A 24,900-nucleotide genomic window follows, 5' to 3' on the forward strand; every position below is an offset into this window, starting at 1 on the left:
AACCTCGCTTTTCGTCTACGTCGCCGCCTCGGGCCGTACTCGACCGGCTTGACCGATTCCGCAATGATAACGATTCCGCCACGGCCGGCCACCCGAGTGTGGAACAGGTTCCGCGTCGGAGGTCTCACGATATAGCCCGACCGGCCGGTCTTCGTCTACTTCCGTTGTGTCTCTTCGTTTGTCCGCCGCGGGACACACGTGGCCTGTCGTCCCTGTTCAGCCGGAGTCAGCCACCGCTGTGCATCAGGTCGGCGCCGTGCGGTACCGCGGGATCCTCCGGGTCGTCCAACCAGCCATGGGGCAGCGCGACTTTGCCGGGGGAACCCTGTCTGCCGCGCGGGCCCTCGGCGTCCTTCGGGAACGGGGCCGTCGGATCGAGCTGGCCCACAAGGTCTTCCAGCTCGGTGAGCCGCGACACCGTGGCGAACGCGCGGCGCAGCTCGGCGCCGACCGGGAAGCCCATCAGATACCAGGCCATGTGCTTGCGCAGGTCGCGCATCGCCTTGTCCTCGCCGAGATGCTCGGAGAGCAGCGCACCGTGCCGGTACAGCACCTCGCCGACCCGGCCCAGGTTCGGCGGCTCGGGCAGCGCCTCGCCGCGCAGGGCGGCCTGCAACTCGGCGAACAACCACGGGCGGCCGAGGCAGCCGCGCCCGACTACCACGCCGTCGCAGCCGGTTTCGTCCATCATGCGCATGGCGTCGGCGGCGGAGAAGATATCGCCGTTGCCGAGCACCGGAATGCTGGTGACCGCTTCCTTCAGCCGGGCGATCGCCGTCCAGTCCGCCTGGCCGGAATAGCGCTGCGCGGCGGTTCTGGCGTGCAGCGCAACCGCTTTCGCGCCCTCGGCCTCGGCGATGCGCCCGGCGTCGAGGTAGGTCTTGTGCTCGTCGTCGATGCCGACGCGGAACTTCACCGTCACCGGCACGCCCGCCGGTTCGGCGGCGCGCACCATGGCCCGCACGATCTGGCTGAACAGGGCGCGCTTGTACGGCAGTGCCGCGCCGCCGCCGAGCCGGGTGACCTTGGGCACCGGGCAACCGAAATTCATGTCGATGTGATCGGCCCAGCCCTCGCCGACGATGATCCGCACGGCCTCGCTGAGCGTGGCCGGGTCGACGCCGTAGAGCTGCATCGAGCGCGGTGACTCGTCCGCGTCGAACGACATCATCTCCAGCGTCTTCTCGTTGCGCTCGACCACCGCCCGCGCGGTGATCATCTCGCAGACATAGATCGAGGTCGGGCTACCGAATTCGCGGCACAGCTTGCGGAACGCCAGATTCGTGATGCCCGCCATCGGCGCGAGCACCACCGCCGGATCGACCGGATACGGCCCGATCCGCAGTGCGCCCGTCGCTGCGGTAGTCATCGTCACGCCGTCCAGTGTCTCATTTCCGCACGTGAGCGGCCTGGTCGGGTCGTTTCCGCTGCTCGGGTCGGGTGCATGGGGTCGGCGCCGACACCGGGCGCGATGCCGCGGCGGTCGGCAGCAGCACCTGCGCGCCCCGCGCGGGTGCGGCTCGCGACGCGTCCGTTCAGTGGACCCACGTCTTTCCTTGCAGCGGTCGAGTGCCGCCGCCGGGCCGATGTTGTTGGTGTGCGCGAGAATTCGGCGGCCCCGTCCTGGATGGCGAACTCGCCGCTGGCGGAGCGGGTTTCGCGGGCGCGGCGATCCCGGCCCATGTCCGGCCTACCCGGTCGATGTCGTTGCTCCTCACCACGCTCGGGACCGGTGGAGACGGCTGGAATGACCATGCGGTGCTTGTTCCGTGACCGCCCCGCTTACCGCATCCGTCCTGGTAGGTTCGCCTCGACCGGTAACGGAGGAGGTGTGGGTGACCGCAAGGACGGTGCCGATCGACTTCGTGCGCGCCGCCGTCGCCACCGCGGCCCGGCAAGGGGTGGATATCGAGCAACTGCTGGCCGGCGTCGGGGTGGCACCGGAGTTGCTCGGGCAGGACCGCGCCAGGGTGACGGTCGATCAGATGGCTGCGACGGTGCGCGCGCTCTGGCGGATCAGCGACGACGAATTGTTCGGCCTCGGCCCGGCGCCGCTGCCGCGCGGGGCCATCCGGCTGGTCGGCTTCGGGCTGATCGGCTGCGCCGACCTCGGTGCGGCGATCGAGCGGTTCTTCGAGTACCGGCGCCTGCTGCCGGGGCTGCCGCCGATGGCGGTGCACACCACCGGCACGAGCACCCGCTTCACCCTCGACACCCGAGACCTGGTCGAGGGCAACGAGTTACTGACCGTATTCCTGCTCGCCGGGGTGCACCGGATGATCGCCTGGGGCATCGATCGTCGAGTTCCGTTGCGGCAGGTCGAGTTTCCCTATCCACGCCCGCGCAACCTCGACGACTACGCGCTGGTCTTCGACGCGCCACTGGTTTTCGACGCCCCGACCGCGGCCATCACCTTCGCCAGTGACCTGCTCGCCGCGCCGATCACCCGCACCGAGGCCGAGCTGATCGCCTGGACCCGCAACGCGCCGACCGATGTGCTTTCGCGCCGTGAGTACGGCAGTTCGCCTGCCGAGCAGGTGCGCAAGATCCTCGCCCGCGGCCTGCGCGGCCACCCCGGCTCGGGTGAGCGCTGGCCGAGCGCGGACGAGGTGGCCAAGCGCCTGGCCATGAGCCCGCAGACGGTGCGCCGCAAGCTCGCCGAGGAGGGCACCTCGATCACCCAGATCCGCGAGGACATCCTGCGCGACGCCGCGGTCGCCGGCCTGGTGCGCGGCGAGGAGACGGTGGAGGCACTCTCGGCCCGGCTCGGCTTCTCCGAACCCAGCGCGTTCCGGCGCGCGTTCCGCCGCTGGACCGGGAGTCCGCCGGGTTCCTATCGCGGTGCGCCGCCGGATACCGACCACTGAGCGGCGGTTGCTGCGCGCGACCGACGCTACTGTTCGCGCAGGCGACGGTGGTAGCGCTCGCGGACCTCCGGGTCGGGCTGCGCGTAAGCCGTTGTCGCCCCGGTGATCCGCGCGACGAACAGTTGCGCACGATAGGGCAGCAACTGCGCGGTCTTGATGATCGCGGCCAGCCTGCGCGGCACGGTGACCAACGGCTTCCGCTTCGTCACGGTGCGCACGATCGCCTGCGCGACGTCGGCGGGATCCACCGTGGTCATCGGCTCGATCCAAGTCGGCATGTTCGCCCCGGCGGACAGTTCGGTGCGCACGATGCCGGGCAGCACCGCCGAGACGTGCACGCCGTGCTCCTTCATCTCCAAGTGCAGCGCCGAGGTGAATCCGACCACGGCGTGCTTGGTCGCGCAGTAGGTGGCCAGGCCGGGAAAGCCCTGGGTGCCCGCCAGCGAGGCGATGTTGATGAGATGGCCGCTGCCGCGTGCCAGGAACCGCTGGGTGGCCAGCCGGGAGCCGTGGATCACCCCGCGCAGGTTGATGTCGACGATCCGGTCCGTCATCGCCTCGTCCTCGTCGGCGAACAGCCCGGTCGGCATGATGCCCGCGTTGTTGACGAGCACGTCGAGCGGGCCGAGCTCCTGCTCGAGCGCGTCGAGGAACGCGGCGAACGACGCGCGGTCGGTGACGTTCAACGGCAGGCCGACGATGGTGGCGCCCGGATCGGCGCCGAGTTCGGCGGCGGTCTTGGCGACCAGTTCCACGTCGATATCGCCGATCGCCACCGCGGCGCCCGCGTCGAGAAACGCCGCCGCGGTGGCCCGGCCGATACCGCGCGCCCCGCCGGTGATCGCGACAACCGTTCCGGCTAGCGAAACCTCGCTCTTCGGTGCACTGGTCATGTTCTCGGCCTTCCTCTTTCGTGATCGTCGAGCACGCACCGGCCTGCGCACACACGGTCGACGGTGCGGCGCGCTGTTCTCAGTGTCGGCCTTCGCGGGCGAGCCGTCGGCGGATTCGGCCGATCGCGGTGCGCGGTGCCCGCCGGAGCACGGCATGCGGTGCCGATGGCCGCCGGGCGAAAACAGCGCGGGCCGACGGGGATATCACCGGTCGGAAATGCGGCGGCCGATGCCCTTTTCCCGAATTGGCCGCCGGTGCGGTACCGCGAATACCACCGGTACTAACACGTGGGATTCGGATGCGGGCATTGCGACAACGCGAATGGGTGCGGGTGTCGGGCGGGCCGCGGAAACCGCGAGGTATGTGCGCCGCCGGGAGTATTTCCCGCATCGGCGCGGGGAATGTTCGACGCAATAAACCTTCGAAACTCGATAATGCGGTGCGCGAAGTTAGCCGGATATAAGCACGCCGCCGCCCGGAATCCGGGCGGCGGCGTGCGGTCGTGCTGGGATCAGCTTGCGGTGCTTGCCATCTGGCGTTCGGCCTTCGCGGCCTCGCGGGCCAGCATGCGGTCGCGCTGTTCCTCGAACTTCAGCACGTCCTTGCCGAGCTTGTCCAAGAACAGGGCGAGGCGATCGCGGACCGCCTCGCCACGCGCGGTGAAGTCGGTGCGGTCGAAGATGTTCCACTTCTTCAGCACCGGCTGCACCACCTCTTCGAGGTGCTGGCGCAGGTCGTAGATGCCGTGCTTGGCCATCAGGACGCCGTTGCGGCGGAAGTTCGGCATGCCGGCGCCGGGCATCTGGAAGTTCTCCAGGATCAACGTGATTGCCTCGATCGCCTGATCCGGCGTCAGGTCAAGGGCGGCGCCGCACATGTTGCGGTAGAAGATCATGTGCAGGTTCTCGTCGGCCGCGACGCGCTGCAGCATGCGGTCGGCGATCGGGTCGTCACACACCTTGCCGGTGTTGCGGTGGCTCACCCGGGTGGCCAGCTCCTGGAAGGTCACGTACGCGACCGAGTGCAGGAAGCCCGCGTCGGCATCGGCGGGGGAGGCGAAGCCGTTGGTCATGTGGATCATGCGCGCCTCTTCGAGCGCGACCGGGTCGACACCGCGGGTGACCACCAGGTAGTCCCGCATCACGATGCCGTGCCGGTTCTCCTCGGCGGTCCACCGACCGACCCAGGTGCCCCACGCGCCGTCCTGTGAAAAGTTCTCCGCGATCTCGCGGTGGTACGATGGAAGGTTGTCTTCGGTCAGCAGATTGGTGATCATGGCCGCCTTCGCGACCTCGCTCAGCCGGGACTGTTCCGGATCCCAGTCGATGCCCCCGAGTGCGGCGAAATTGCGGCCTTCATCCCACGGGACGTAGTCGTGCGGATGCCATTCCTTTGCCAGGGAGAGGTGCCGGTTGACGTTCTCTTCGGCAACCGGCTCCAACTCCGTCAGAAGCTCGAGTTGAGTCAGATCCCTTGCCATGTATGAACCCTTCAGTCTGTGCGTCCGGTCGTGCAGGTCATCCCCCCAAGGTAGACCGATGCCGTGCGGCCATACCTTACGGCACCGTAGGTGTGATGCGAAACGCATCCGAATGCCTGTCGATGCCCCGTGATGCACGCCATACGCCATCGTCGGCGTCCCGTGTCCACCTTCGAGTGTATGGCGTCGGCCCGCAGCGAGGGGATTATCGCCGCGGGCCGACCGGTGTTAGCGCGGCGTGCTGCATCGCACACGCCGCCGTGTCGTCGATGATCCGGGTGATCAGCGCTTTCCGCCGAACAGGCCGCCGAGCACGTTGCCGAGCGCCCCGCCCGCGTTCTTCGCCAGTGCTTCGCCGATAGCGCCGCCGATGCCACCGCTCTTGCCGCTGCCGCCGAGCAGGCCGCCGAGAATGTCGCCGATGCCGCCGCCCGCCTGGGTCTGCTGCGGCGCCGCCGCGCCACCGCCGGACATCTGCTTGGCCAGATAGGCGAGCACGATCGGGGCCAGGATCGGCATCAGCTTCGCGATCAGGTCGTTGCCGCCGGTGCCCTCGGTCGCGCCGAGCGCGCTGATCACCGTGTTCTTCTCGGTGCCGAAGACGTTCTCGACGATCTTCGAGCCGTCGTTCACATCGACCTTGTCGATGTCGACCGCGCCCTCGCCCTCGACGAGTCCGCCGTGGTTGTCCAGCGCGTCCACCAGTGAGGCGGCGCCTTCGGGTTTGGTCGCGTTCGCCTGCAATCCGCCGAGCAGCGTCGGCAGTGCCGCGGCGACCGCCGCGGTCGCGGTGCTCTGATCGACGCCGAGCTTCTCGGCGATCTGGGCGATAGGTACCTGGGAGAGCAAATCATCGAAGGAAGTCATCGGCTCCGCCTTGTCGAGGGATGACCCGGGATTGTCCGGGACGCGCTCACAGTAAGGGAATGCTTCGATCGAGTGTGCGGTATCCGGCTCCGCGCGCGTTGCCCGGGGGCCGTGCCCGTGCCGGCCCTTGGAACGAGAACGGGCGCCCGGTAGAGACCGGGCGCCCGGGGTGTGCCCCCAGTAGGGCTCGAACCTACGACCTGCGGATTAAAAGTCCGTAGCTCTACCAACTGAGCTATAGGGGCGCGGTGGGCAGTGTAGTAGGCGCGGCGCGGATGGCCCAAATGGGGGAGCGAGGGGTGCGTCGCGGGTGTGCGAGGCTGTGCGATCGCGGGTGCGGGGTGGGGTAGGCGACCGGAAAGCGAGAGCCGTTGTGGCGCCGAGTAACGCGCGGAGCCCGGCGCGCGATCTCGCCGGTAAACATTTGACACCCAACTTTGTTCATTGCGCCACCGATTGGCTACCATCCAATCATGTTGGCTGGCAAGGTCTTTGGATTTGTAGGGGGTGCGTACCCCGAGCCCGTAGGGGTCCGCCCGGCGGGTGAGCGGGTGGGATGCGGGTGTCGGCCCGGGTGTGGGCCTGCCGGTCGACTCGGGTGAACATCGCTGCGACGCTGGCGAATTGGGCGCCCGTGCGACGCCCCGCACTTGGTTGCGCAATGTTTGCTGTAACAGTAAACCTGGGTAGTCGGTTACCTGACTCGTCGGTTTGCCGCGTGTCGGATGGGGTTTCCGGGTACGGTGACAACTTGATGAATTCCGGAAGAATCACCGGCCTGTTCGGGGATTCGGAATTCGACTTATCGCTGATGTGCCCGAACGTGTCGCGACCGGTCCGGCCGATCGTGGCTTCCCTGGAGACGACGCCGCAGGAGGCAGATCCGAGACATAGAAATGCCCGGGTGCGCACCCCCTGCAGCGCACCCGGGCAGGAAAACTATACCAGCTGGTGTGTTTCAGGTTTTTCGCAAGTTTTCGTACCGAAAGTTTGAAACTGGGCGAAAACCCGGTTTGAAGTATTGATAAAACTCATAACTTCGCGCCAAGGGCCCGTTCCTTTGGGGGTGGCTGTTTGGCGGCGAGTAGGCTTCGGAGGCGTTTCGAGCATGGCACGGCAGCAAGAGCGGGCCCGCCGGACACGTGCGGCGATTATCAGGTCCGCCGCCGTTGAGTTCGGGAAGAGCGGCTATGCCGCTGCATCGCTCAACCGCATATTGGAAGGGTCGCGTGCCACCAAGGGCGCCATGTACTTCCATTTCGATTCCAAGGAAGATCTCGCGCGTGCCGTCCTGGAGACGGCGGTCGAGCGCTACCGCGCCTCGGCCGAGCGTTGGCTCGCGCGAACGGATCTCGGACCCCTCGACATCCTGCACGGCATGATCGACGAGATGGCATTGCGGCTCGAGCACGACATCATCGTGCAGGCCGAATACCGATTGATCATCGAACCCGACTTCTATCGGGACGTGCAGACCGGTGGCGGGCGCATCCTCGGACGCGCCACCCGCGCGCTCGCCGTGCGCGCCATCGACCAAGGGCAACTGCGCGCGGGCGCGGACGCCGACCGCTTCACCCGCACCCTCGTCGCCGCACTGGCAGGCCAGCGCTACCTGGTCGACGCCCACGGCACGGGGATCGACCTGCGGACCCGATTCGAGGAAGCGCTCGAGGTCGTCATCGAGTCCATGGCCACCCCCGAATGGGCTGAGAAGTTCCGCAGCGACGGCTGGCGCACCCAAGCCCGCCTCGAAGAGCTCAGTTTGGGGCTTTGACCAGCCGGTTTGGTTAACGAGTCCGGTCTGTCATAAGCTAACCGGGCTCCCAACGGACAGCCGTTGAAGCCGGTTCCGGAGAAATCCGGAGGCGAGCCCCCTTCGTCTAGCGGCCTAGGACGCCGCCCTTTCAAGGCGGTAGCGCGGGTTCGAATCCCGTAGGGGGTACGGTCTTCGGATCGTTGGAAGCACAGCAAGGCCCTGTGGCGCAGTTGGTTAGCGCGCCGCCCTGTCACGGCGGAGGTCGCGGGTTCGAGTCCCGTCAGGGTCGCAAGTGAGCGCCGGAGCAATCCGGCGTTTCGCGTATGGCATTCAACTCGGGTGCCTGCGGCCAGGTAGCTCAGTTGGTACGAGCGTCCGCCTGAAAAGCGGAAGGTCGCCGGTTCGATCCCGGCCCTGGCCACCAAATCCCCTCACCAGAACCCCTGGTAGAGGGGATTTTTGCGTTCGTACCCGGGCCGGGCATCGTCCACTCGTTGACCTTGGTTGACCGCCGAGAACCGGGGCTTGGTGCACGCGGGGGGCACGGAGCTTGACGGCCGAATGTCGTGAGATGCGACACGGTTGTCGTAGGCGGTGAAAGACTGGGCGGATGGAGACAGAGGCGGTTGGTGTAACCGACGTTGTCGAGGGAGACATCATTCGGGATCCTCTGGGCGCGGATGTCTGGCGGCAGGTCGTGCGCATCGGTGAACCCGTTTCGGAGGTCAAACCAGACGGGTCGGGTGAGTACTGGACGGCGTACTACTTCGAGGGACCGATCGTGAAACCGATCCTCGACTACGACCCTGTGGGAAACGTCGTCGCGGGGTGGGATCGTTTCACCTTTCGCGACGATCAGCGGGTAGTTCGCCTCCGGAAGACGTAGTGACGCACGAGGTTGCCGACTGGTCTTCCCCTGCTTCCTCATACTGGCCATCCCTGAGCGGAGGGAGGTCGTGTCAAGGGCGCTCTTTCCCTTGACTCGGCCGAGCGAGGTCAGACAATTGGGCCATGAGGAGGCAGGGACTGCGCGACCGGTGGAGCCACCATCTCACCGCGGCTTCCCGGCATTCTCGTCATCCTCGGGGCGGGACCACAGCCAGTCACCCCGTCCGATGCCGGCCGATTCGCTTCGGAGTGCGGAGGTAGGTCGGGTACGGCTCCCGGCGTGCTCAGCACTATCCGGTTATTGCCTAAAGCGACCAGGAGTGTCCTGGAGTGACGTTGTGGGCGCATGCAGGCCCGCCGACGCGGTCGACGCGCCCAGGCGGCGCCTTTTCAGCCTGGCTGCGCGTCGTAGCGCGGCGGCGGGCGCGCATGCGCCCGCCGCAGGCGCTCTTGACTCTCAATGGCGGAATTCGGCAGCAACCGTTGTTCGTACGGTGCGTGCTGTTGTGACCGGAACGGGCTACCCGATCGGTTCCGGAGCAGACATCGTCGGGGCCGCTAGCGGGGCTCGGCTGCAGGTCACACGAGAGCGTTGCGGACTTCAGCCATGTTGGCGATCAGCGCATCTGGGCTGTACGGGCGGAAGCGATCAGCTTTCCCCGGCTTGTTCGCGAGTGCGATGACAGGGATTCGAGCCGCTCTTCCAGCTTCGATGTCGGAGAGCGAATCACCAACGAACACGCAGTTGTCGGAGATTGCGTGCAGTTCGCGTGTTGCGACGTTGAGCAGGTGAGGACTCGGTTTCAGCTGCGTGTAGTTGTTGGGCGTGCGACCGTAGACTCCCGCGATCGAGCTTCGAAGGCCATGCGCGGAGAGGTACGCATTGATCGCAACGACAGAGTTGTTGCTCACGACGGCGATCGTCCATCCATTGGCGTGGAGGTCGTGAATGAGGGCGGGGGTGTGCTCGGTGGGCTTGGCCGACGTGACAGCATCCAGCTCGAGTTCGGTGAACCTACGCTCAATGCTGCTGGCCTGCGCAAGATTCCGGGACGCCGCATAGCGGAGGACCTCAAAGGGGTCGTGAGCGGCTGCGATGTCGGCACGAGCCGACGAATCTATGAGGGTTGCAAGTTCCTGCGCTACGGCGCGATCCGTGACGCCAGCGAAGACGGCACAGATCGGTCCGTCGAAGTCCAGCAGGAGGCACGAACGATCACGTAGGAGTTCGGTCAAGCTCATGACGGTCGGTAGTCCCGTGCGACGGAAGTCCAGATGCTGTCGAACCAGATCTGGGACTGCTCGACGAACTGGCTGTCATTCGAGTCGGGGTCGGCGTCCTGGCCGTGCTCGAACAGGGTCGCGTCTTTGCCCATGAGATCCCAGACGGCGACCGATTCTCCGTCAAGTTCCAGTCGGTGTTCGCGGACTGGGTAGTAGCCGAAGAAGGCTTGCTCGCCGTTGAGGATGTAGAGCTTGAACAGGGGCACCGCAGGATACGAGCGGACCTGCGCGGTGGCGCTGGTAACGAGTCCAAGTGAGGCAAGTTCGTGGACGGAGTCCACGATTGCGGTGGTATGACGCTCCATGATGCGCGTTGCACGGCGGCGGAACGCCGGGCTATCGGTGAGGTCATCGGTCCGTGCTGGCAATGACCAAGGCATCGACGCGTCCGGCACCAACAGCCGCACTGTAAGCGACTCAGGCCGGAGCCGACCCTCCCGGATACGGTCGAGCGGCTCCGCAATGGCACCGTGCAGTGTCTCCCCCGAGAACCCCGCGAAGTCGATAGTGACGGTGGTTGCTTCGAATGCGCGCTCAATGTGTCGTCGGAGCCCTACCGGGCGTTCTGTGCGCTCGCGAACGTAGACGCCACTCCCCTTCCTGGACACCACGAGCGACTCTTCGCGAAGTATCCGAATCGCCTGCTCAACAGTCGCTTTCGCGACGCCGTAGCGCTCAACAAGCTGCGGTCCAGATGGGAGCTTCTCGCCGGGCGCGAGTTTCCTGGTGAGGATGGCCGCACGCAGCACGTTCGCGATTTGCTGCGAAGCGGGCCGAGGGTCGTCGGGATCGATGGCGTCCATGCGCTCAGGATAGTCGATCTGCCTAGGCAACCCAGGAACCTCTTGACCTACCTAGGGAGCATGCGTAGATTGAAGATACCTAGGGAGGCTGGGTAGCTTTCAATCGACAAGGAGCAGCAATGGCGATCAAGAGGGGTCACAAGTTCGAGATTCCGTTCCGGACGGCGTTTCCGCAGGGTCTGGTGTTGCTGGGCGAGATCTCGCAGGTGACGAAGTACAACCCGAATCCGAACGCGACACCGGAGCCGATGTTCGATTACGACCCGAAGACGGGGGAGGGTTCGGGGTTGCCGTTGTGGAAGGCGACGGTCACTGACCCGCACGAGGACAAGGCGAAGCGGGCGTCGTTCGAGGTCATCTTCGTGGCACAGGTGCAGCCAGTTCCGGCTACCGAGGAGATCGTTCCTGGTACCGGGATGCGGATGATCGAGCTGGAGGGCGTCAGCGCTGAGCCGAAGGTGATGGGTCAGGGCGAGTTCAAGTATCAGGGCTACACCTTCCGTGCGACCGGCATCAAGGGCGATACCTCCGGCGCCAAGCAGGCCCCGAACGATCCGGGTGCTTCCCGGCCCGCCGGTTCTAAGGCGGCGTGATGAAGACGGCGGACCAGTCGGCGGGAATGCGGTGGGCGCGCTGGTCTGCCGTGGTCATCATCACGGTCATCGGGGTAGCCGCGTTCGTGCTCAGCTTCGCTGCGTTGCGTGATCTGGCGATTCTGGCCAACACTCCGAAGCGGTGGGCGTGGCTGTTCCCGGTGATCGTGGACGGCACGATCATTCAGGCGACCGTTGGCGCGCTGGTGCTGGCGAAGTCCCCGGAACGTCGTTGGTTCCTGTGGGTGCTGGGCACCGGTGCGATGGTCTCGATCGCGGGCAACTCGCTTCATGCGGTCGCGGCCGGCCGAATTCTGCCGGGTTGGGCTGCGGCGTTGGTGGCGGCGATCGCCCCGATTTCGCTGCTGGTCGACACGCATGGGTTGGCGGTGTTGTTCCGTGCCGCCCAACAGGATTCGGCCCCTGAGCCGGTCCCGGTGCCTGATCCCGTACCGGTGAAGCCCCCGGCTGTTGCTCTGGTTCCCGCGTCAGTTCCTGCTCGCCGTAAGAAGGCGTCCACGCGTCGTGATCCGGACAAGGTTGCCCGAGCGGTGGCGATGCACGCTGAGGGTAAGAAGTTCGCTGAAATCGGTAGGGCGCTGGGCATTTCGGCCCAGACGGCGGCCAAGTACGCCAAGTCCGCTCCGGTCCCTGCCGCACAGCCGATGGCGGCCCCGGCCCCGGTTTCGACCCCTGTTTCTGCGCCTGTGGTGGCCGGTGTGCGGCCGGTGCCGGTGCGTTCCATTCATCCCGTGCGGCCGGTGCAGCAAGCGCTGCCGATCACGGTTTCTTAGACAAGGAGTTGGTTTCGATGGCTGAGAACAACGGTGCGGTGGTGTCGCTGGCGTTGCGTCAGCGGTGGACGGCCGGGATCGTGTTGCTCGCCGGTGTGGTGGCCTTGCCCCTGGCGCTGCTGCTGACGGTGGGTCGTGAACCGGGCGGGACGGTGGCCACGGTCGCCCCTCGCGCGGATGGGTGCGTGATGTTCTGCGAAGACGCCCCGAAAGCGTCGTTCCGGGACGGCAACTGTGCTGAAGCGCCTCCGGGTATCAACTTCACGCCCTGGACGTGCGCGCCCCTGTCCACTGCTGCGGCGGCTCCGAAGGCGGTGCGGTGATGTCGGGGCAGGAGATGGTCAAGGCCGAGGGCTATTGGGTGCCGCGTAATCCGGCGTGCCGTATCGGGTTCCACATCAGCGGTACCCGTATCAAGGGCTACGGCGCACCCGGAGTCCGTTTCGTCACCGACCCATACGACGAGTTCGCGGGCCTGGTGGTGTTCACCCTGGGCGGGCATCACACCAAGGGCCGGATGCCGTTTCTGGCGATGAGCACCGACACCGCCGAGGAGCTGGTGCAGCTGCTGGCCGCTGCGGTGCGTGACGGGCGGATCGCCCAGGGTGCCGGGTTGGAGCCGATCGCGTTCCGTGACATCACCTTCGACGGCTGCACCTGCGCCGAGTGTGACGATGAAGTGGCCGCGCTGCTGGAGGCCGAGTACGACCCTGATCCTGAACCGGGTCCGGGGTGGTCACGATGAGCGCGGTGTTGGGGGTGCTCGCCGTGGCGGGGTCGGTAGCGGTGCCTGCGGGCTTGATCTGGCTGGCGCGCCGGGATCTGCCGAGCGTGAAGAAGCCCAAGCCCCAGACGGTGGCACAGATCGTGGACGACGCTGAGCCTGAGTTGCGTACGGCTGTTGGGATTTTGGCTGATCCGTTGCAGACGAACCTGATGCTTGCCTCGCTGAAACTCGGGTCGGCCGAGGCTGGCTTCCCTCATGTCGAACGCTACGACTACACCCGTTACGGGCTCTCGGTCGACGTGGTGATGCTCGGTGGCCAGTCACTCACGAACTGGTCGAACGACGAGGTATTGAACCAGTTCGCCACGTATTTGGCGGTGCCGAAGGTGACCGTGATGTCTCCGGCTCCGTCGTGGGTTCGTCTCCAGGTGAGGGTGTACGACACTCTCGTCGCCCCGGCAATGACGCCGGAGGTGATCCCCAATGGTGTGGATCTGGAGGCGGTCCCGACTGGTGTCACCGAGGACGGGGATACGTGGCGGCTGCGGGTGCTCTACCGGCACATCCTCATCGCCGGTGGCACCGACTCGGGCAAGGGCAGCGTGCTGTGGTCGATCGTGGCCGGCATCGGTCCAGCCATCAAGGCGGGCCTGGTGGACGTGCTGCTCGGTGACCCGAAAGGCGGCATGGAATTCGGGCGTGGTGAGGGCCGGTTGTGGACCGATTTCCAGTGGACCGCCGAAGGCATCCTGGCCATGCTCACCGGGGCCGAGAAGGACATGCAGGAACGAGCGGCACGCTTCCGCGAAGCCGGTATCCGCAAGTTCGTTCCCACCACCGATGAGCCGCTGAAGGTGGTGATCATCGATGAGTACGCGGCCATGTCCGCCTTCGCCACACCCGAACAGGTGCGAGAAGGATTGCGGCTGATCGGGCTGATCCTGACCCAAGGGCGTGCGGTCGGCTACAGCGTGATCGTGGCCGTGCAGGACCCGTCGAAAGAGACGATGCCCAACCGGCAATTGTTCCCCATCCGGATCGGGCTGCGCCTGGACGAGCCGACGCAGAACGAGATGATCCACGGCAAGAGCGCCCGTGACCGGGGTGCACGGTGTGACGAGATTTCCGAACACACTCCCGGTGTCGCCTACGTCGGCCTGGACGGCACCAAGAGCTTTGTGCGGGTGCGGGCGTTCTGGATTCGGGACGAAGACGCTGACGCGATCGTGGAAGCGTTCTCCCCGGCACCGGTAATTACCGGCCCCACTGAGGATTACAGCGGCTTCGACCCTGACGACCTCGGCGACGACGAAGAGGACAACGGGGATGCTGCGGGGGTGGCGGCATGAAGCGAGGATTCGTGACCGAGACACACGTGGTCATCTACTGCGACATGTGCGGGGACGTCTACACCGAAAACACTGGTGAATCCATCTGTTTCGATTCGACCCAGCAAGCGGTGTCGTATCTGCAACACCGCTCGGCCGGTGTCGGCTGGGTCTATGACGGTGACCGGGTGTGGTGCGACGGCTGCATGGCCGCTGATCACTGCGACCGCACCGGACATCAGTACCCCGAGCACTGGCAGATGACCGCACGCCTGCTCGGTGTGTCCACCCGTTCGCGCGCCTGCATGGTGTGCGGCATACCTGAAATCGAGGCCCTGTCATGACTTTTCACGACTACGCCGACACCACCGACGAATACGACCGCGACGAATTCGACTCCGTCGTGCGCTTGCGTTCGGCCCGCCAACTCATCGATGACCGTTCCGTCCCGGCCTGGGACACCGAGGAGTGGGCGGCATGAGCACCGAAGAAGCCCTGGAGTGCTGCGGGATGCCGATGTCGGTGGAGGCGGCCCCGTGGGACTGGCAAACGTTTACGTCGCTGGTGTTGCGCTGCTACGGGTGCGGGCACTGCGAACCCTTCGATGAGGAGCTGTGATGAGCCCCAGGACTCGTCGTGAGTGGGCGTTGCTGGTCGGTCGGGAAGTACGGCCGTTGCTCAAGGCCCGCAACATCACCGACGCCACCATGTACGCCTGCAACCTGAGCGCCCGCAACCGCGCCAAAGCCGTTGTCGTCTACCGCGATTCAGACACCCAAGCCTGGCGGCGCTGGATCGATGACAAGCTCGTCCCCGTCCAGCTCGCGTTCGATCTACCCGGCAGAAAGACCCGATCATGACCACGAAAACCACCGCTACGCATACCGATGCGCGCGAACAACTCTTCGAGGCCCTGTGCCTGCTGGTCTGGCAGCTGCTCAAAGCCGTGGCCGTGATCGTGTGGTGGGCGCTGCTGTTCCCGATGGTCTCGCTCCCGATCGGTGCTGCGGTCGCCGCCGGCCTTTTCCTCGGCTGGGTCGTCGGGGGTCTGGTCGCGGTGGGGTGGTTCGCGGGGATGGTGGCGTGGCGACTGTGGAGTCCACGAACCTTCGAGCGGGCCATCACTGCCCGGGCACGGACCCGGTTCCTGTCCTGGTGGCGTTACCGGTCCCGCTGGACCCGGCTTCTGGCCGCGTGCAAGCTCACCACCCCCAGCGACGGGTCGACGTTCGTTCCCCGGCTTCTCTCGGTCCAGATCGGCGCGTCCACTGATCGGGTGCGGGTGCGGATGCTGCACGGGCACTGCCCCGCCGATTGGGAATCCCGCGCCGACAACCTGGCCCATGCCTTTAGTGCCTTGGACTGCCAAGTCCGCATCGCCGGTCCCGGCCTGGTGGAACTGCGGTTCCGCCGTGCCGATTCCCTCGCTGACCCGTTCGCGCTGCCCCCGGTCGACGGCGGTCGCTGGAGCAAGGAGACCATCTGATGAACACCGCCGAGAGTGTGAAGACGGGAGGGACTGCGGCCCAGCGCCGTGCCCTACCCAACCTGTTCGAGGTGGCCCAGGCCGCCGCCGAACAGTACGAGGTCTGCAAACGCCCGATCGCGATGCGCGTCGAAGACCCCAAGACGGGCACTGTCACCTACGAAGGGTCACCGTGTAAGTCCACCATCGAGTCGGTGTGCCCGGCCTGCGCGAAAGCGAATCGGCTGCTGCGGATCGCTCAGTGCCGTGAAGGGTGGCACGCGGCAACCGAACTCGTTCCGGACAAGACCGACCCGACCGCAGTTCAGGTTGAATTGCTCACCGCGCGAGCGGATCTGGTGACCCAGTACCGGGCGGCGGTCGCTGAGGCGGATGAGGAGCTGGCGGCTGGGATCGTGGAGGTGATCCGCGACCTCGACGCACAGCTGCGCGAAACCGGCCTGCGTGGGCGTCTCCCGGCCCTGGACGCCACCGGCAAGGATCGGCGTCGACGCTCCACCAGGCGGCGTCAGGACGTGCCGGACCTGCCTCGCAGGAAGGTGTCCAAGCGCACGGTCGGTGAGCCGATCGGCGGCCACCTGTCCTCGATGTTCGTCACCCTCACCATGCCCGGCTACGGCAAGATCCGCCGCGACGGCGCGACCGATGCCAACGGTCAGGTCTGCTCGGATGGTTCCCCGGTCGACTTCGACAGCTACGACTACACCCGTGGCGCGCGCGACATCGTGTTCTTCTCCAAGCTGGTCGACCGCTGGATTCAGAACTTGCGTCGCGCGGTCGGCTACGAGGTGCAGTACTTCGCGACCGTGGAACCGCAGCGCCGTGGTGCACCCCACCTGCACATCCTGATCCGGGGCGCGATCTCGCGGGAGTTGTTGAAGCTGGTCACGGCAGCCACCTATCACCAGGTGTGGTGGCCGCACTTCAACCGCGAGAACCGTGTCTACGGCGGTGCTCATCAGCCCGTGTGGGATGCCAAGCGGGCCACCTTCATCGACCCCGAAACCCATGCGCCACTGACCTATTGGGATGACGCGTTGGACACCCTCGACCAGGTCGACGACCTCGAACCCGCGCACGTGGTGCGTTTCGGTGCCCAGATGGACCGCAAACAGATCAAGGGCGTCATCGCGGAGAAGGCCGGACGCACCATCGGCTACGTCACCAAATACCTGACCAAGTCCATCAGCGAAATCGTCGAAGCCCACACGGACCGTGCGGCCGAGCACTACGACCGCTTGCATGCCGAGCTTCAGTCGGTGCCGTGCTCGCCTCGCTGCGCGGTGTGGCTTGAATACGGCATCGTCCCCCAGGGCGCCAGCGACAAGACCGTACCGGGCCGCTGCAAGGGCAAAGCACACCGCCGAGACACCCTCGGCCTGCCCGGTCGACGCGTCCTCGTCTCCCGGCGCTGGTCGGGCAAGACCGTCCTCGACCACAAGCAGGACCGGGTCGATTTTGTTCGGCAACTGCTCGCCGACGCCGGCATTGACAAGCCCGACACGAGCCACTACCGGGTGACTCCCGTCGAACCTGGCGACAAGTCCCGGCCCCTGCGTGAGCACCTGATCATGGGCGCGATCGCGCGGCGAACCACCTGGCGAGCGGAATACCTGCGCGCTCAACTCGCGGCAGGCCCACCAGAGCCCCCAGAAACTTCGGCAATTCGGCAAGCGGCGTAGGAGGCGAGCAGCGATGGATATCGGTTCGGGATACGTGGATGTGCCGGGCGCAGCTGCCTACCTGGGCACAGGTGAGAGATTCATACGTCGGTTGGTCGCGGAACGTCGGATTGTGTTCTACAAGGTGGGGACTCATGTGCGGTTCAAGATCACAGACTTGGAGGCTTACGTGCAAGCCGGTCGGGTAGAGCCGATCGCGGTGCGCTGGAGCGGCGGCAGGGTGGTGGCGTAGATGGCTCGCAGACGTTTCGGCAAAGTTCGCAAGCTGCCCTCTGGGCGGTACCAGGCATCGTTCATCGGACCGGACGGGCAACGCCAGAACGCACCGAACACCTTCCGCACCAAGACCGACGCTGATCGCTGGCTAGTGAAGGCCGAAGCGGATATCAGTAAGGGCACCTGGCTCGACGAGCAACTCGGCTTACAGATTTTCCACGAGTACGCCACCGCCTACTTGAAAGAGAACCCGGACGTTGGTCGGCGGTGGGAAGAAACCTGCCTTCGGAACATGCGCCTGCACATGGCGGAAATTCGCGATAAGCCGTTGATCGCGATTACTGCACCGGTGGTGCGTAGCTGGTACGCGAATGCGATGGCAGGCACCGGAGGCAAGACCTCGATCCGGCAGTCGTACCGATTCCTGCGCGCGGTAATGAACCAGGCCAAGAGGGACCGGGCGATTCTGGTGAACCCTTGCATGATCAAGGGCGCAGGCTCGGACGGTGCCAAGGAACGCGGTATCGCGACGCCAGCGGAAGTGGCGGACCTGGTCGACAACATCACACCTCGCTACCGGGCGGCAGTCTTGATCGCAGCATGGTGCGGCCTGCGTCGTGGCGAAATCATCGGGCTGGCAGTCAAAGATGTGGACCTGGAGGCGAACGTGCTCTGGGTGCGGCGGAACCGGGTCGAGATGCTGGAGTCCGACGAAGCCTTCGACAAGGATCCGAAGACCGATGCGGGCAAGCGGCCGGTCGAGATCCCGCCACATCTCCACCCCTACCTTGTCGACCACAAGGACAAGTGGGCGGGCAAGGAGTGGATGTTCATGGGCCGCGATGGGCAGAGGATGCGCGGCAATGCGGCCTATCAGGCATTCGTCCGTGCCCGGAACAAGGTCGGCGTCGATGTGAGCTTCCACGACCTGCGGCATACCGGCCAGACACTGGCTGCGGCGACCGGTGCGACACTGGCGGACCTCAAGAAGCGGATGGGGCACGCCTCGAATGCCGCTGCGCTTCGGTATCTGCACGCGGTCGATGGCAGAGATAGGGAGATCGCCGACGCCCTGAGCAAGCTCGCCGCCCGGGGAAATGCGGTAGGGCTGCCTCGATCCATCGTCGTCAAGCACTGAAAGGGCCAGGAAATGCTAGGGCACGCTGGGGGCACGGACCGTGAAAATTGCTATCTGAGCTGCGGTTTTGTGCCTGACTGAAAAGCGGAAGGTCGCCGGTTCGATCCCGGCCCTGGCCACTCGGAAACGAGGGAACCCTGCGTGCGGAGAGCGCACGCGTTGGTTCCCTCGTCTTTTTGTTTGTGGGGTGCAACCCCACACCCGCCCGGAGGGCTTCGCCCCCGGACCCCCGGCTGCCGTAGTTGATGCCCGGCTGCCGTAGATGAGCTGTGGTTGGTTTCGCCTCCGTTGTTAGCGGTTCCTGGGTAGTTCGTGGTTGCGATGGTGGGTTGGTGGAGGTCAACCCTTGCGCCACCTTTCGGCTTTGCGCGGCTCTGTTGACCGTGAGCGAGCTGGTTGATGGCGGTGTCTGGTTGGCGGGCGGTGTGGCTGGTGCTTGGCGCGGCCGTAGATGAGCCGTGGTCGGTGCCGTGGGCTGGAAGTGGCTGCGTTCCATCGGATCCGGGCAGTGGGCGCGTGAGCGCGTGAGCGCGCAACTTTCTCTGGTCGGTTCGCGAAGGCGACTACAGGGATTTGGGCTGCGTGCGCCGCTTCGATGTCGGAGACGGAGTAGCCGATGAAGACGCTGATGTCACCGCGGGCGTTCAGGTCATTCATGGCGCTGCACAGAAGGTGCGGATCGGGCTTCAGCCGGGTTGGGGTCGTGGGCGTGCGACCGGGGTTCCGACCACACATCTGCGGAGCCCGTGGGCGGTGGCAGGTGTCGATGGCGGAGATGGAGCTATTGCTGACGACACCAATCGCTCGCCCCTCCGCGATGGGGGAGTATGGGGGTGCGGGTTGGGCTGCTTGGTTGTTTTCGAGGTTTTCCGGGATCTGCTTTCCACTACTCAGGAGGAATGAGATCGATGGTGACTATTCGGAACTTTTTGTGGGTTGTGGGGGTTGGGGCCGGGCTGGTGGTTGGGGTGGGGCCGGCTTCGGCGGCGGCGGACAGTATCGAACTGAGGGGGGTGGGGCCGGGGAATGTGGGGGTTGATTACAGCTGTGCGGCTTCATCCAGGGTGGTGGAGATCGGGGTGATGGTGGGGGAACCGCAGGCCGAACAGGCGGCGGCCGCGGGGTCGGAGAGGCGTGTCGTCTGTGACGGGACGCCGCAGTCGGCGGTGGTTGTGGTGGCAGGCGTGGATGGTGCGGCCGAGCCGATCAAGAGGGGCACGACGGTGCAGGTGCGGATCGCGTTGGTCGATGCCGACGGGGCGGTGGTGGTCGGGCAAGCCAAGTTGGTCGAGTTGGCGTAGTGACGCGGCTGGTCGGTTGATCACCAGGTAATGGTGGCGGCATCGGTCGAGAGGCTCCCGCCACCATTACCTGGTGATCGGTTGTCCAGTACGTGGAATCCGGCGTCGCCGAGGGGATTACGTGCGAGGCGGGGGGTGCCGGTCGGTGGGGAGGTTCTCTGTGGAGTGAAGGGCGAGGTCATGGGGGTGTGGCCGGACGGTGTCTAGGATCGGGGGCACTGGCCGGAGGTTTCGGAGGGGCGTGACCATGGTGGGCAACATCGTGATCTTCGTGGTGGTCGTCGGGGTTCTGCTGGTGGTCTGCGGGCTGATTCTGTGGTCGGTGCGGGCGGGATCGGTGCGGATCGAAGTGGTGCCGCGGAATCCGCCGGAAGAGTCTGCCGATCCGGACAACGAAAGCCGCTGAGCGCGCGCATAGTTCGAGGCTCCCGGCGAAGTTTGGTTCGAGGCCCCTAATATTCCTTGACAGTTATATAACTAGTGAAGACTATGAAGGGGTGACCGCGGCGACTGTCTTCCAGGTGCTGGCCGAACCCAATCGGCTGGCGATTCTCGAGGTGCTGCGGACGGGGGAGTCGCCGGTGGGGGCGCTGGTCGCGGAGCTGGGGCTCAGTCAGCCCGCGGTTTCGAAGCATCTGCGGGTGCTCAAGGAGGCGGGGCTGGTGGAGGTGCGGGTGGCCGCGCAGCGTCGCCTGTACCGGATCAGGCCGGAACCGCTTGTGGAACTGGACGATTGGCTGGCCCCGTATCGCCGGATGTGGCACACCCACCTCGATCTACTCGAAGAACACCTCGACCGGAGGAGACGGACATGACCCAGGCGCGGTTGCGGACCGAGGGCGAGCGCCCCGCGGTGCGATTGGAACGGGAGTTGGTCGACCCGCCCGCGGTGGTGTGGCAGGCGCTGACCGACCGGGAACAGCTGCGCGCCTGGTTTCCGTGCGACGTGCGGGTGACCGGTGGCGTGTGGCGGGTCGGCGCGACGATCGGCTTCGATTTCGGCGACGAGAGCGGGATGACCCTCGACGGCGAGGTGCTCGCGGTCGACGAACCGAAACTCCTGGAGTTCTCCTGGGGCGAGGAACGCCTGCGGTTCGAGTTGGCGCCGCACGGGAGCGGCACGCGCCTTGTCCTCGTCAACGAACTGGCGCCGGACGCGGCGGCCCGTAACGCCGCGGGCTGGGACGCCTGCCTCGATCAGCTCGCCGGCCTGGACCCCGGCGACTGGAAGCCGCGCTTCGAGGCGTACGCCGCGGTGTTCGAGCCGCTGGTCGGCCCGCAATCCGGCCCGCTGATCGCCTGACCGCTGCCCGGTTCGCCATGGGCCCGAGGCTCTGTGGCGGGACAACTCGGGACTGTCCGGCCCCGATGTGATCTTCCTAACCTGGGCGCACACGGTGACGCGCGTTGCGCCGCCACTGGAGGGAAGAAGGTATCGGTGAAACGGATAGTGACGAATTGTGTTGCGGCGAGCGCGATCACGCTCGGCACGCTGGCCGGGGCCGGTTATGCCACTGCCGAACCGGGGCTGGCTCTGGAGCCTGCGACCGACGCGGTGCCCGAGGCACAACCCATCGATGGCGTCAGTTCGGGCTCGGCGCGATTGCTGACCAGTCTGTCCGCACGCCTGTCCTGCGATATCGGCCCGCCGATGTGCCCCTGACGGGCACGCGCGGGACATGCGGTGGCACAACGACTCCCGCATGTCCCGCGCGGCTTTGTCGCCCGACCGCCACTCGCCCGAGCTCCCGTAGGCTGGGTCCGTCATGGTGCCCTTCTTACTCGCGCTCGCGGGCTTCGCGCTGCTGGACTCGCTGGATGTGCTGCTGGTGGGGGTGACCACGGCGGTGGTGGCCGACAGCCGGTTGGGCAGGCGGTCCCCGGTGCCGGGCGGATTGAGTTTTCTCGCGGGCGTTTTCGTGGTCACCACGGCGTTCGGCATCTGTACCGTGCTCGGTCTCACATTCTTGACGGAGCTGGTGTCGTTCGAACTCACACCGGCCCTGCGATATTGGGGCGAGCTGGCGCTGGGTGTGGCGCTCATCGCACTCAGCCGGATGCCGGTCGCGCAGCGCCGCGAGCCGCCCGCATGGGCGTCGGCACTGCGTCGAAGACCGTGGCTGTTCGGCTTCGTGGGGATGGCGATCGGCCTGGCGCAGGCGCCTACCGCGGTGCCGTATCTAGCCGGTCTGGCCATGCTTTCGGCGCGCCAACCTCCCCTGTGGCCGCTGCTGGTGCTTGCCTACTGTGCGCTCGCATTGCTGCCACCGCTGCTGGTGCTGTCGCTGTCGCTGCGTCGAACGCCCCGGGCGCGTCGGGTCTACCGCGCGATCGTGCGCGTGCTGACCCGATACGTCCCGCGCACGCTGCGGGTGCTTTTCGTGATCTTCGGCGGTGTGCTGCTGGTCGATGCCCTCGTGCATCTGTGGTGAGGCCGCGCACACGCCGGGACCGATCTCGGAAAGCCCGTTACCGGAGCGAAGAGAGTGACATGCTGGGGTCATGGCTGAGCGCTGGTACTACTGCTTGAAGCACAAGCGGGCCGAGAAGGGCCGGCAGTGCTGGTTCCAGGATCGGATGGGTCCGTATCCGGATCAGGCGACCGCGGAACGGGCGCTGGAGATCGTCAAGGCACGCAACGCGCAGGCGGACGCGAGCGACGGCGACTGACCCGAGCTCCGAACCGCCGCCGGGCGCGAGCACGGCCCAGCCGGACGCGCGGTCGTCGCCGATACCGGTGTCGACTCGGCCGTGCCGGGAAGCGAGCCGAATCGCAGAGGTATCAGGTCGGCGGCGCATCAGGACCGCCGCAGCATAGGAACGGCGACGGCACCAGGACTGCGGCGGCATGGGATCGGCGGCAGCATCCGGCCTGCGGCAGCATCGGATCGGCGGCGGTACCAGGACTGCCGCGGCCTCCGAACTGCTGTGGCCTCCGGACCGCCTGTGGCCTCCGGACCGCCTGCGGCGTCCGGACTGTTGCGGGGTCCGGACTGTTGCGGGCTCCGGACTGTTGCGGGCTCCGGACTGTTGCGGGCTCCGGACTGTTGCGGGCTCCGGACTGTTGCGGGCTCCAGACTGTTGCGGGCTCCAGACTGTTGCGGGCTCCAGACTGTTGCGGCCTTCGGACCGCCCGCGGGCTCCGAACTGTTGCGGGCTCCAGACCGCTGCGGGCTCCGAACTGCTGCGGCCTCCGGACCGCTACGGCACCCGAACCACGGCGGCACCAGCTGGCTCGCTGGCACCCCTAGTCCGGTGCGCGGCAAGTGATCCCGGCCGCGCCTGCTCGCGGCGGCAGGGAGAACGCCGGGTGAATGTGATCTTGTGACCTGGCCATACGGACGCGAAGTCCTGGCGTCCAGGTATATCCACTCAGGTCCGCTTCAGCACGATCAAGTACGGTTTTCCTCGAATCAGACGAGTGCTCGGTGGTCCTGACGTGGGCTGCGAGCCGGACCAGGATCAGCAGGGAGGGCGACCCTTGAGGGTTACCGTTGTTGTGCCGACCTACAACGAGCGGGAGAATCTGCCGGTTGCGGTGGAGCGGTTGACCGCGCTGCCGGTACCCGACCTGCACGTGCTCGTGGTCGACGACAATTCACCGGACGGCACCGGTGAGGTCGCCGACAAGCTGGCCGTCGAGCTGCCGAATGTGGTGGGCGTGCTGCACCGGACCGAGAAGGACGGCCTCGGCCGGGCCTACATCGCGGGCATCACCCGCGCGCTCGACGAAGGCGCCGACGTGGTCATCCAGATGGACGCCGACCTCTCGCATCCGGCCGAGGTGATTCCGGCCATGCTGGAGAAGCTGGCGAGCACCGACGCGGGCGTCGTGCTCGGTTCGCGCTATGTGCCCGGCGGTTCGACCGCCGAGGAGTGGAAGTGGTACCGCAAGGCGCTCTCGGCCTGGGCCAACTTCTACGTGAACCTGATCCTGCGCCTGCACGTGAAGGACGCCACCGCGGGCTTCAAGGCATGGAAGGCCGACACCCTGCGCGCGATCGAGGTCGGCACGATCCGCAGCAACGGGTACTCCTTCCAGGTCGAGATGAACTACCGGACGGTCAAGAAAGGCATCGCGATCGCGGAGGTGCCGATCCGTTTCGAGGAGCGCACCCTCGGCGCGTCGAAGATGAGCCTGAAGGTTCAGCTCGAATCGGCGCTGATGCCGTGGAAGCTGCTGTTCGGTCGCGCGGTCTGAACCGCGAATACCCGCAGGGCCCCGCATCCGATGGATGTGGGGCCCTGCGGTTATTCGGGGGACTCAGCGCTGTGTCAGTCCCCGGCGCATCGCCTCCAGACCGAGCACGAGGACCGGGGCGAGCACGACGTGCATCATCGAGAGCGCGATGGTGGACACGGTGTCGAAGGTCGCTGAGACGGTGAGGCCGATGGTCGCGATGGCGAGCACGCCGCCGACCACCTGGGCCACCCGCAGCACGCCGACCCGGACGTAGGACGCAAGCGCGGCCAGCGTCATGCCGATGAGCAGTGGCACCGCGGAGGAGATGACCACCGCGCCGACGCCGACATGGTTGGTGACGCCCTGTTCGACAACGTCGAACGAGCCACCGGCGGCCAGGCCGAGCGCCCAGACGACGAGGTTGACCGCGACGGCGGTGGCGACGCTGCCCAGGATCGCGGTCGGGCGGCTGACGGCCGGGATACGCAGGGCCGCGGTGGTGGTGGTCTGCATGATGGCCATGATGTTCTCCTCATCCGAAGCTGTGCTGGTGTCGAGAACAATGATTAAACCTCAACAATTGTTAAGGTCAACTCGCTCGGATGTGGGTTGC

General features: G+C 66.2%; 32 protein-coding genes and 4 tRNA genes. 27 read left to right on the forward strand and 9 right to left on the reverse strand.

Annotated features, from left to right (window positions below):
* Window positions 1-226 precede the first annotated feature (226 nt).
* A complete protein-coding gene (dusB, locus tag F5X71_RS03535; RefSeq protein WP_167466175.1) occupies window positions 227-1,369 on the reverse strand; it encodes a tRNA dihydrouridine synthase DusB in 1,143 nt (380 codons plus the stop codon).
* A gap of 466 nt (window positions 1,370-1,835) precedes the next feature.
* Between dusB and F5X71_RS03540 the strand changes: the two genes are divergently transcribed.
* Window positions 1,836-2,867: an AraC family transcriptional regulator gene (locus F5X71_RS03540; RefSeq protein ID WP_167460652.1), complete on the forward strand. Its 1,032-nt coding sequence runs from the start codon at window positions 1,836-1,838 to the stop codon at window positions 2,865-2,867.
* Window positions 2,868-2,893: 26 nt separating this feature from the next.
* Here F5X71_RS03540 and F5X71_RS03545 read toward each other — a convergent pair whose 3' ends face one another.
* From F5X71_RS03545 to F5X71_RS03560, 4 genes are all read right to left on the reverse strand, one after another.
* Window positions 2,894-3,760, reverse strand: coding sequence for an SDR family oxidoreductase (locus F5X71_RS03545; RefSeq protein ID WP_167460653.1), 867 nt, complete (start codon window positions 3,758-3,760; stop codon window positions 2,894-2,896).
* Between the two features lie 512 nt (window positions 3,761-4,272).
* On the reverse strand, window positions 4,273-5,241 hold the full coding sequence (locus F5X71_RS03550; RefSeq protein WP_167460654.1) for an acyl-ACP desaturase: 969 nt from the start codon (window positions 5,239-5,241) through the stop codon (window positions 4,273-4,275).
* Between the two features lie 282 nt (window positions 5,242-5,523).
* On the reverse strand, window positions 5,524-6,108 hold the full coding sequence (locus F5X71_RS03555; RefSeq protein WP_167460655.1) for a DUF937 domain-containing protein: 585 nt from the start codon (window positions 6,106-6,108) through the stop codon (window positions 5,524-5,526).
* 172 nt (window positions 6,109-6,280) lie between these two features.
* Window positions 6,281-6,353, reverse strand: a tRNA-Lys gene (locus F5X71_RS03560).
* Window positions 6,354-7,216: 863 nt separating this feature from the next.
* Here F5X71_RS03560 and F5X71_RS03565 point away from each other — a divergent pair.
* The 5 genes from F5X71_RS03565 to F5X71_RS03585 all read left to right on the forward strand — a co-directional run bounded on the left by F5X71_RS03565 (window position 7,217) and on the right by F5X71_RS03585 (window position 8,750).
* Window positions 7,217-7,882 (forward strand): TetR/AcrR family transcriptional regulator, encoded by a 666-nt coding sequence (locus F5X71_RS03565; RefSeq protein WP_167466177.1) that lies wholly within the window; start codon window positions 7,217-7,219, stop codon window positions 7,880-7,882.
* Window positions 7,883-7,977: 95 nt separating this feature from the next.
* Window positions 7,978-8,050: transfer RNA gene (locus F5X71_RS03570), tRNA-Glu, on the forward strand.
* 29 nt (window positions 8,051-8,079) lie between these two features.
* Window positions 8,080-8,153, forward strand: a tRNA-Asp gene (locus tag F5X71_RS03575).
* 58 nt (window positions 8,154-8,211) lie between these two features.
* Window positions 8,212-8,288 (forward strand) — tRNA-Phe (locus F5X71_RS03580).
* Between the two features lie 186 nt (window positions 8,289-8,474).
* A complete protein-coding gene (locus F5X71_RS03585; protein ID WP_167460656.1) occupies window positions 8,475-8,750 on the forward strand; it encodes a hypothetical protein in 276 nt (91 codons plus the stop codon).
* A gap of 581 nt (window positions 8,751-9,331) precedes the next feature.
* Here the strand turns inward: F5X71_RS03585 and F5X71_RS03590 are convergent.
* Together F5X71_RS03590 and F5X71_RS03595 are read right to left on the reverse strand one after the other, a co-directional pair.
* On the reverse strand, window positions 9,332-9,988 hold the full coding sequence (locus F5X71_RS03590; protein WP_167460657.1) for an HAD family hydrolase: 657 nt from the start codon (window positions 9,986-9,988) through the stop codon (window positions 9,332-9,334).
* Between the two features lie 2 nt (window positions 9,989-9,990).
* Window positions 9,991-10,839 (reverse strand): GntR family transcriptional regulator, encoded by an 849-nt coding sequence (locus F5X71_RS03595; RefSeq protein WP_167460658.1) that lies wholly within the window; start codon window positions 10,837-10,839, stop codon window positions 9,991-9,993.
* 119 nt (window positions 10,840-10,958) lie between these two features.
* Here F5X71_RS03595 and F5X71_RS03600 point away from each other — a divergent pair, with 119 nt between their 5' ends.
* The 13 genes from F5X71_RS03600 to F5X71_RS03660 are packed head-to-tail and all read left to right on the forward strand — an operon-like array spanning window position 10,959 to window position 18,803.
* Complete coding sequence (locus tag F5X71_RS03600) at window positions 10,959-11,432, forward strand: hypothetical protein (RefSeq protein WP_167460659.1); 474 nt, start codon at window positions 10,959-10,961, stop codon at window positions 11,430-11,432.
* Entirely contained in the window at window positions 11,432-12,226 is a 795-nt protein-coding gene (locus tag F5X71_RS03605; RefSeq protein WP_238815699.1) for a DUF2637 domain-containing protein, read from the forward strand. Before F5X71_RS03600 ends, F5X71_RS03605 begins: the two co-directional genes overlap by 1 nt.
* A gap of 17 nt (window positions 12,227-12,243) precedes the next feature.
* The gene (locus F5X71_RS03610; protein WP_167460660.1) at window positions 12,244-12,549 is read left to right on the forward strand and encodes a hypothetical protein; all 306 of its coding nucleotides are present in this window, start codon (window positions 12,244-12,246) and stop codon (window positions 12,547-12,549) included.
* Window positions 12,549-12,971: a hypothetical protein gene (locus F5X71_RS03615; RefSeq protein ID WP_167460661.1), complete on the forward strand. Its 423-nt coding sequence runs from the start codon at window positions 12,549-12,551 to the stop codon at window positions 12,969-12,971. The genes F5X71_RS03610 and F5X71_RS03615 overlap by 1 nt, the downstream gene beginning before the upstream one ends.
* Before the next feature lie 14 nt (window positions 12,972-12,985).
* Complete coding sequence (locus F5X71_RS03620) at window positions 12,986-14,302, forward strand: FtsK/SpoIIIE domain-containing protein (protein WP_238815700.1); 1,317 nt, start codon at window positions 12,986-12,988, stop codon at window positions 14,300-14,302.
* Between the two features lie 11 nt (window positions 14,303-14,313).
* A complete protein-coding gene (locus F5X71_RS03625) occupies window positions 14,314-14,625 on the forward strand; it encodes a hypothetical protein (RefSeq protein ID WP_167460663.1) in 312 nt (103 codons plus the stop codon).
* On the forward strand, window positions 14,622-14,762 hold the full coding sequence (locus F5X71_RS03630) for a hypothetical protein (RefSeq protein WP_167460664.1): 141 nt from the start codon (window positions 14,622-14,624) through the stop codon (window positions 14,760-14,762). The genes F5X71_RS03625 and F5X71_RS03630 overlap by 4 nt, the downstream gene beginning before the upstream one ends.
* Window positions 14,759-14,899, forward strand: a complete 141-nt coding sequence (locus F5X71_RS03635) for a hypothetical protein (protein WP_167460665.1) — start codon at window positions 14,759-14,761, stop codon at window positions 14,897-14,899. Before F5X71_RS03630 ends, F5X71_RS03635 begins: the two co-directional genes overlap by 4 nt.
* Window positions 14,899-15,141, forward strand: a complete 243-nt coding sequence (locus F5X71_RS03640; RefSeq protein ID WP_167460666.1) for a hypothetical protein — start codon at window positions 14,899-14,901, stop codon at window positions 15,139-15,141. The genes F5X71_RS03635 and F5X71_RS03640 overlap by 1 nt, the downstream gene beginning before the upstream one ends.
* Window positions 15,138-15,767, forward strand: coding sequence for a hypothetical protein (locus F5X71_RS03645; RefSeq protein ID WP_167460667.1), 630 nt, complete (start codon window positions 15,138-15,140; stop codon window positions 15,765-15,767). The genes F5X71_RS03640 and F5X71_RS03645 overlap by 4 nt, the downstream gene beginning before the upstream one ends.
* Window positions 15,767-17,449: a replication initiator gene (locus F5X71_RS03650; protein ID WP_203218261.1), complete on the forward strand. Its 1,683-nt coding sequence runs from the start codon at window positions 15,767-15,769 to the stop codon at window positions 17,447-17,449. Before F5X71_RS03645 ends, F5X71_RS03650 begins: the two co-directional genes overlap by 1 nt.
* Window positions 17,450-17,462: 13 nt before the next feature.
* Window positions 17,463-17,681 (forward strand): excisionase family DNA-binding protein, encoded by a 219-nt coding sequence (locus tag F5X71_RS03655; RefSeq protein ID WP_174817006.1) that lies wholly within the window; start codon window positions 17,463-17,465, stop codon window positions 17,679-17,681.
* Window positions 17,682-18,803 (forward strand): tyrosine-type recombinase/integrase, encoded by a 1,122-nt coding sequence (locus F5X71_RS03660; RefSeq protein WP_167460668.1) that lies wholly within the window; start codon window positions 17,682-17,684, stop codon window positions 18,801-18,803. It abuts the gene before it with no gap.
* Between the two features lie 339 nt (window positions 18,804-19,142).
* On the opposite strand, the gene F5X71_RS37660 is transcribed toward F5X71_RS03660, so the two are convergent.
* A complete protein-coding gene (locus F5X71_RS37660; RefSeq protein ID WP_428981445.1) occupies window positions 19,143-19,538 on the reverse strand; it encodes an HAD family hydrolase in 396 nt (131 codons plus the stop codon).
* Window positions 19,539-19,702: 164 nt separating this feature from the next.
* Between F5X71_RS37660 and F5X71_RS03665 the strand changes: the two genes are divergently transcribed.
* The 8 genes from F5X71_RS03665 to F5X71_RS03700 all read left to right on the forward strand — a co-directional run bounded on the left by F5X71_RS03665 (window position 19,703) and on the right by F5X71_RS03700 (window position 24,305).
* Window positions 19,703-20,104, forward strand: coding sequence for a hypothetical protein (locus F5X71_RS03665; protein WP_167460669.1), 402 nt, complete (start codon window positions 19,703-19,705; stop codon window positions 20,102-20,104).
* A 241-nt stretch (window positions 20,105-20,345) separates the two neighbouring features.
* Complete coding sequence (locus F5X71_RS03670; protein WP_167460670.1) at window positions 20,346-20,510, forward strand: hypothetical protein; 165 nt, start codon at window positions 20,346-20,348, stop codon at window positions 20,508-20,510.
* Between the two features lie 91 nt (window positions 20,511-20,601).
* Window positions 20,602-20,919: an ArsR/SmtB family transcription factor gene (locus tag F5X71_RS03675; protein ID WP_167460671.1), complete on the forward strand. Its 318-nt coding sequence runs from the start codon at window positions 20,602-20,604 to the stop codon at window positions 20,917-20,919.
* Window positions 20,916-21,407: an SRPBCC family protein gene (locus F5X71_RS03680; protein WP_167460672.1), complete on the forward strand. Its 492-nt coding sequence runs from the start codon at window positions 20,916-20,918 to the stop codon at window positions 21,405-21,407. The genes F5X71_RS03675 and F5X71_RS03680 overlap by 4 nt, the downstream gene beginning before the upstream one ends.
* A 147-nt stretch (window positions 21,408-21,554) precedes the next feature.
* A complete protein-coding gene (locus F5X71_RS03685) occupies window positions 21,555-21,767 on the forward strand; it encodes a hypothetical protein (RefSeq protein ID WP_167460673.1) in 213 nt (70 codons plus the stop codon).
* 103 nt (window positions 21,768-21,870) lie between these two features.
* The gene (locus F5X71_RS03690) at window positions 21,871-22,536 is read left to right on the forward strand and encodes a GAP family protein (RefSeq protein ID WP_167460674.1); all 666 of its coding nucleotides are present in this window, start codon (window positions 21,871-21,873) and stop codon (window positions 22,534-22,536) included.
* Window positions 22,537-22,606: 70 nt separating this feature from the next.
* Window positions 22,607-22,774, forward strand: a complete 168-nt coding sequence (locus tag F5X71_RS03695) for a hypothetical protein (protein ID WP_014981515.1) — start codon at window positions 22,607-22,609, stop codon at window positions 22,772-22,774.
* Between the two features lie 829 nt (window positions 22,775-23,603).
* On the forward strand, window positions 23,604-24,305 hold the full coding sequence (locus F5X71_RS03700; RefSeq protein ID WP_167466182.1) for a polyprenol monophosphomannose synthase: 702 nt from the start codon (window positions 23,604-23,606) through the stop codon (window positions 24,303-24,305).
* A 63-nt stretch (window positions 24,306-24,368) separates the two neighbouring features.
* On the opposite strand, the gene F5X71_RS03705 is transcribed toward F5X71_RS03700, so the two are convergent.
* Window positions 24,369-24,809 (reverse strand): DUF6069 family protein, encoded by a 441-nt coding sequence (locus F5X71_RS03705; RefSeq protein ID WP_167460675.1) that lies wholly within the window; start codon window positions 24,807-24,809, stop codon window positions 24,369-24,371.
* Between the last annotated feature and the right edge of the window lie 91 nt (window positions 24,810-24,900).

It is taken from the genome of Nocardia brasiliensis, assembly GCF_011801125.1.
GTDB classification, from domain to species: domain Bacteria; phylum Actinomycetota; class Actinomycetes; order Mycobacteriales; family Mycobacteriaceae; genus Nocardia; species Nocardia brasiliensis_C.